This is a genomic window from Kamptonema animale CS-326, assembly GCF_028330895.1.
GTDB lineage: Bacteria > Cyanobacteriota > Cyanobacteriia > Cyanobacteriales > Microcoleaceae > Kamptonema > Kamptonema formosum.
On sequence record NZ_JAQMUA010000265.1, the window covers coordinates 1 to 5,230 of the forward strand.

The window sequence follows — 5,230 nt, forward strand, 5'->3', positions numbered from 1 at the left end:
ATGGTTTTAACTTCAACCAATCGATTATCGACTCACAAGGTCGTGTTGTCAATACTTGGGCTGATGTGATTAACCGCGCTAATTTGGGTATGGAAGTAATGCACGAGCGTAATGCTCACAACTTCCCTCTGGATTTGGCTGAGGCAGGTGAGTCTACTCCAGTTGCTTTGGTTGCTCCTGCTATCAATGGCTAATTCTTAGTGATTGGTAACAAGAAACGCTCTCATTCGTGAGGGCGTTTTTTGTTGGGGAAAATTATTTTGAGCGGCTAGCGGCTAACAGTCAACCTTCAACCGAAGTTAGTCCAGATTCTTATTATTTGGTAAATTCGCCACCTCTGGAGGGTTTTAGGTTAAAATTTAGTTGAAATAATTTGGTATTCATAAATGATGGGGAATATTGATATTGAAAAGTTTGTTGTTTGTCTCAGAGATATCATTATTTTAATAGCTGGTCTTATCGTCTTATATATATTGCTATTCAATGACAGACTAGCATTTACTATAGCTGGTAGCTTAATTACAATATCTTCCCAGTGGTTACTCGCAGGACGTGGGAAGAAACAGGAACACAAAAAGATAGCAACTTTTCTGATTCCTATTCTTGAAAAACAGATAAATCATCTATCTATGATTGAAGCAAAACTGATGTCCGTAATTACCGTAATTAATAAGAATAACCAGATGGGTTGTCCATATACGCTCGAAGAGGAGCAGAGGTTCGTAATTGAGAAAAAAGCAAATATTGAATCCGTCAAAAATTATTGCGAAAAATGTAAGCAAGAGATGGAATCAGATTACCGAATACTCCAGAATAAAACAGAAATTTATGCCCTAGATATTGCCGCAGTAATTGTTTTATATGTGAATCAGGTTCTTAATTATATTTGCTTTTTAAAACCGGATGAATGTGGAGATATAGAACGAGCATTAATAACGATTCGCTCCTATCGGATTGATAGCTATTCAACGGCAATGAAACTGAGTCAAGAAGTTTTTATAAATAAAATTATATTCAATAGTTACGTATCTCGCTTAAAGTATGATTACAAACTGTTATATCAGTTGAAGTGTGACTATGAAAAACAAGGATTTGACAGTGATTGTGAATCTATCGCTATGGAACAGATTGAAAAATTATTAAAAGATTACGGACAGGAAATTTGAGGCTAGGCGCAAAATTATATATAATCGAAAAGTGATTATCAAAGATAAATCAGTAAGAAGGCAGACTACCTTCTTACTTCTGCGATAAAAACACTGACTCTAAAACTGCCCATTCCCCTGAACAATATGTTTAAGCGTCGTCAAAGTTTTCAGGCCAATCAATCCTCGCCTATAGCCCTTTTGATTAGACATTCCCAAAAAGATAGCATCTCCCCGATTTTGATAGCGTGAAAATCGAGGCGAGGCATTAATAAAAGTAGAAGCACTATTAACATCCAAGGCAAATTCGCGACTTTCCTGGTAAGATTCTGTGGCAATACTATCTGCATGACCACTGCTATACCGATTAATCCATGCGATCGCAGCCTCTAAATCCTCTACAACCTTAAACGCCACTGTTTTGTTTAAATAAGGCTGATTCCACTCCACCACATCCGCCAGTCTCAACTCAGGAAAATCCGCCACCAAATCGGCATCCCCCCTGATTTCAAAGCCTTTCTCCTTTAAACTATTCCACAGGCGCACCAAAGAAGAAGGCTTTTGATTTGGGTCAATCAACACTTTCTCGATCGCATTCACTGGATCTGGTTCGCTTTGATGGCTATCTAAAATCATCCACCTCGCCATTTCTAAACTACCAGTAGGCGACCAATAGAGATAACAATTACCCATAGCCGATCTCAACGCTGGCGCGGTGGACTGTCGCACTACTTGCTGTACTAAACTAGGGCGACCGTAGGGAATTATTAAATTTATATATTGGTCTTGGGTGACTAAATCTCGAAGGGAAGCACCGCGATCGGCAGGTAATATTTCTAAAGAGCCTACAGGCAAACCAACCTCATCGATCGCTGACTGTAAAGCTTCGGCAATGACTGTATTGGAGTGGCTGGCTTCCGTGCCCCCTTTGAGAATTAAACTATTAGCACTTTTCAGGCACAAACCCGCTGCGATCGCTGCTAACTCCGGGAATGCCTCGTAAATTAAAGCTATTACTCCCAGGGGGATTTGTTGGCAATACACTTGACAGTGATCCGCCTGGTAAGAAGCGCTCATCACTTTGCCAATCGGATCGGGCATTTCTCCTAGTCGCTGGAGAATTTGCACCGTTGTTTGCACCCTTTCTGGCGTGAGTTTCAGCCACTCTACAATCAATTCGGGAATTGCCATCTCCCGACTAGCTTCTAAATCCAGAGTATTTGCTTCTAAAATGTCATTCTGCCGAGCTTTAAGTTCCCGCGCCATTGCCTGCAAAGCCGCAGCACGAACAGTCCCCTTAACCCCCGCCAATTCTAATGAGGCTTGGTAAGCGCGGCGAGCAGCACTTATCGAAGCTTGTGTAGAGGTAGAATCTTCGCTTGTCATTACGCTAACGTCTGTAAGCCAGCCAGACCATAAGCGCTGGCAGCATCGCTAGCAGCACCGCTACCATCGCCCAGAGAATGATATTTGTTCCAGGCGATCGCAGCGCCAAAGGCAGCCAAATCACCAAGGGTACCAATATCATCACCAAGGCCAACGGCAAGTAGTGCGCCTTCAAACCCGGATGCGCTCTGTTCCAATGGTGGCCACTCCAACGCCAAGCTTGCTTATAAGGATAGTTAGTCGAGAGCTGTTCAATTACATACCCGCTCTCATCCAATACAAAAATTTGCTGACAGCGATTGCATCCAAAGGCTTCTGTCAGCGCGATCGGTACCAAACGACCTCGCCGCCGGCAGGGGCAAGGGTAGTCACCATTTAAATCAATCTTTTGAGCTTTCTGAGATGGCACGAGCGATCGTAGAATCAAAAGCGTTTATGCAGAGACGATCTTAAAGATATCGAATATGATTCTATCATAAGCTTTCCTTCCTTCACCAAATGTTAAGGTTTAAGGGCAAAGCCTGTAAATAGAACTCCCAAGTTTACTTCCTAACTTAATTTATATCTTTCTAAGCGGGTGACGCGATTCGAACGCGCGACATTCACCTTGGCAAGGTGACGCTCTACCACTGAGCTACACCCGCATTGACTGCGGTAAATACAATAATCTCAAAATCAGCTTGGTTTGTCAAGTCTATTTTAGAAAATTTTTACGGCAATTTTGTTAGCGGTAGGCAAGACGGGGAGGTAGGGCAGTGCAAAGATTTGTGAAGCCACATTTCCCGCACCCTATTCTCAACCAGTCTTGCCGTTATTCCAAGATTTCCGGCGCAATTGCGCGGTTTCCAGCAACGGACAAAGTTTGAGCAGTAGTTGGAGCCGCAGTAAGTTGACTGTGGGAGTTCCCACCTTGACCGCTTCTATAAACTGCAAGAAATTTGTAAATCAAACTTAGCGGTTTATGTTTAGCCTAGATCAAGTGCTATAAGCTTCCTGATTGCTCAGGTTGGCCTGATCTTCCCAGTTAGAGACTGCCAAGATTTAGCAAAGGGCTTGAAATATTTGGTTTTTTTGACGATCAGTTTGTGCTAAGTGTTTCTGTGGTTTTCAGGCCAAGTAAGCTTTAGCAACCCGCACTAATCAAGCGTTTCTCAAGTTTATCACTATTGTTGCGATCGCGTCAAAATCTGAAAAAATCTAGATAATTCTAGATTTTTAGGCTACTGTTTTACACCCTTAATTTGACGCATCAAACTCGCCATTTCCAAAGCCGCCATCGCATAATCCCAGCCCTTATTGCTTTTAATTCCTGCCCGTTCCAGAGCTTGCTGCATCGTATCCGCCGTCACAATACCGAAAATTACCGGTACCCCAGTCTGAAAACTAGCAGCAGCAATACCCTTAGACACCTCAGCCGCCACAAAATCAAAATGAGGAGTTTGACCCCGAATCACAGCCCCCAGACAGATTACCGCATCGTAGCGGCGAGTAAGAGCCATTTGGTGAGCAACCATAGATACCTCAAAACTTCCTGGCACCCAAACATAATCCACCTGAGTACCGTGAGGATTCGGATCTACACCATGACGCTTTAAACAATCTTGAGCACCTTCCAACAGCTTGCTAGTAATCAAATCATTAAAGCGACCGATCGCAAATGCAAACTTAAAAGATTCTGTCTGAGTAAAATTCCCCTCAAAAACGGCCATGTCAGTAGTTATTAATTAATTGGTCAAGTGCGGAAGTAGAGACGGACAGAAGCGAGCAAGAGGGAAGAAACTGGTAAAGTGGGGGAATATCTCAAAACCGCGCCACAGTCTTCCTTCTTCCCTCTTCCTTCTTCCTTCGCTTGGCTCAAACCACCAAAAAGTTCAAAGCCGCCACCACAAGCACAAGGGCGATCCAGAGACCAGAACCAAGGTAAAGTAGGCTTTTAGATTGGTTCCAGTTTTGAGGAGAGGCATAGGCGACGGGTACGCCAACAACCATCACAAAGGACAACACAACCAAAGCCGTTAAAACAAGTTGAAACAAAATTGATAACAACATTTTTCTCCTTTTCGATACAAGAGTCCCTAAGTAGAAATACTCCAGGTGGTTTGCGCTAAATTTTGATTAGTTGCTCTGTGACAATCCCACGCCTGGAAGTTGTGGAACTGTTAGCTCAACTCTTTGCAAATATAGCCCTCAGTAGTAAGCTACCAGAAATTCGGTTCTCTCAGTTGGCGTTTTTGGATTTTGAGCGTGAAGTTAATTTTGTGCCACACTACAGCAGATTTTGACGCTCTTGGAGCCGCAGTCGGGCTTTGTGTGCTGCATCCTGGCAGCAGAATTGTCCTGACTGGAGGGTGTCATCCCACTGTCCGAGATTTTTTAGCTCTCCACCGAGATGAGTACCCGTTAATCGAACGTCGTTCGGTCAATCCGAAACTAATTCGTTCTATTGCCATAGTAGATACTACAGCTCGCGATCGCTTGGGAAAAGCTGCTGAGTGGCTAGATTTACCCCACCTACAAGAGATTACTGTCTACGACCATCACCTCAACATCCATCTGGACATCCCAGCTACAACTACCCACATAGAACCAGTAGGTGCTACTACCACTCTAATTGTAGAAAAGCTGCGTTTAGCGGAAAAGAGCGGGGGAGCCGGGGAGCGGGGGGGGGGGGGGGGGGGGGGGGGGGGGGGGGGGGGGGG

6 protein-coding genes, 1 tRNA gene and 2 pseudogenes are annotated in these 5,230 nt (G+C 44.0%); 3 read left to right on the top strand and 6 right to left on the bottom strand.

Annotation, left to right across the window (positions count from 1 at the left end):
* Positions 1-194, top strand: a pseudogene (locus PN499_RS15405) (photosystem II q(b) protein); the annotation flags it as partial.
* 192 nt (positions 195-386) lie between these two features.
* Entirely contained in the window at positions 387-1,166 is a 780-nt protein-coding gene (locus PN499_RS15410) for a hypothetical protein (RefSeq protein ID WP_272032876.1), read from the top strand.
* Positions 1,167-1,265: 99 nt separating this feature from the next.
* Here the strand turns inward: PN499_RS15410 and PN499_RS15415 are convergent, their stop codons facing one another.
* The 6 genes and pseudogenes from PN499_RS15415 to psbZ all read right to left on the bottom strand — a co-directional run bounded on the left by PN499_RS15415 (position 1,266) and on the right by psbZ (position 4,580).
* Positions 1,266-2,531, bottom strand: a complete 1,266-nt coding sequence (locus tag PN499_RS15415) for a glutamate-5-semialdehyde dehydrogenase (protein WP_272032877.1) — start codon at positions 2,529-2,531, stop codon at positions 1,266-1,268.
* A 4-nt stretch (positions 2,532-2,535) separates the two neighbouring features.
* On the bottom strand, positions 2,536-2,940 hold the full coding sequence (locus PN499_RS15420) for a hypothetical protein (protein ID WP_272032880.1): 405 nt from the start codon (positions 2,938-2,940) through the stop codon (positions 2,536-2,538).
* 163 nt (positions 2,941-3,103) lie between these two features.
* A tRNA-Gly gene (locus tag PN499_RS15425) sits at positions 3,104-3,175 on the bottom strand.
* 151 nt (positions 3,176-3,326) lie between these two features.
* A complete protein-coding gene (locus PN499_RS15430) occupies positions 3,327-3,464 on the bottom strand; it encodes a hypothetical protein (protein ID WP_272032878.1) in 138 nt (45 codons plus the stop codon).
* Between the two features lie 299 nt (positions 3,465-3,763).
* Positions 3,764-4,240: pseudogene (gene ribH / locus PN499_RS15435) on the bottom strand (6,7-dimethyl-8-ribityllumazine synthase); the annotation flags it as partial.
* A gap of 145 nt (positions 4,241-4,385) precedes the next feature.
* Positions 4,386-4,580 carry a photosystem II reaction center protein PsbZ gene (gene psbZ / locus PN499_RS15440; RefSeq protein ID WP_272032879.1) on the bottom strand — a complete coding sequence of 65 codons (195 nt, stop codon included), beginning with the start codon at positions 4,578-4,580 and terminating at the stop codon, positions 4,386-4,388.
* A 195-nt stretch (positions 4,581-4,775) separates the two neighbouring features.
* Between psbZ and PN499_RS15445 the strand changes: the two genes are divergently transcribed.
* A partial coding sequence (locus tag PN499_RS15445) for a DHH family phosphoesterase (protein ID WP_417063881.1) occupies positions 4,776-5,230 on the top strand: 455 nt, incomplete at its 3' end.

What these genes read in the sequence shown, in the direction of transcription:
- psbZ (WP_272032879.1), bottom strand. Translation starts at nt 4,580, where the DNA reads ATGTTGTTATCAATTTTGTTTCAACTTGTTTTAACGGCTTTGGTTGTG.
- PN499_RS15410 (WP_272032876.1), top strand. Translation starts at nt 387, where the DNA reads ATGATGGGGAATATTGATATTGAAAAGTTTGTTGTTTGTCTCAGAGAT.
- PN499_RS15415 (WP_272032877.1), bottom strand. Translation starts at nt 2,531, where the DNA reads ATGACAAGCGAAGATTCTACCTCTACACAAGCTTCGATAAGTGCTGCT.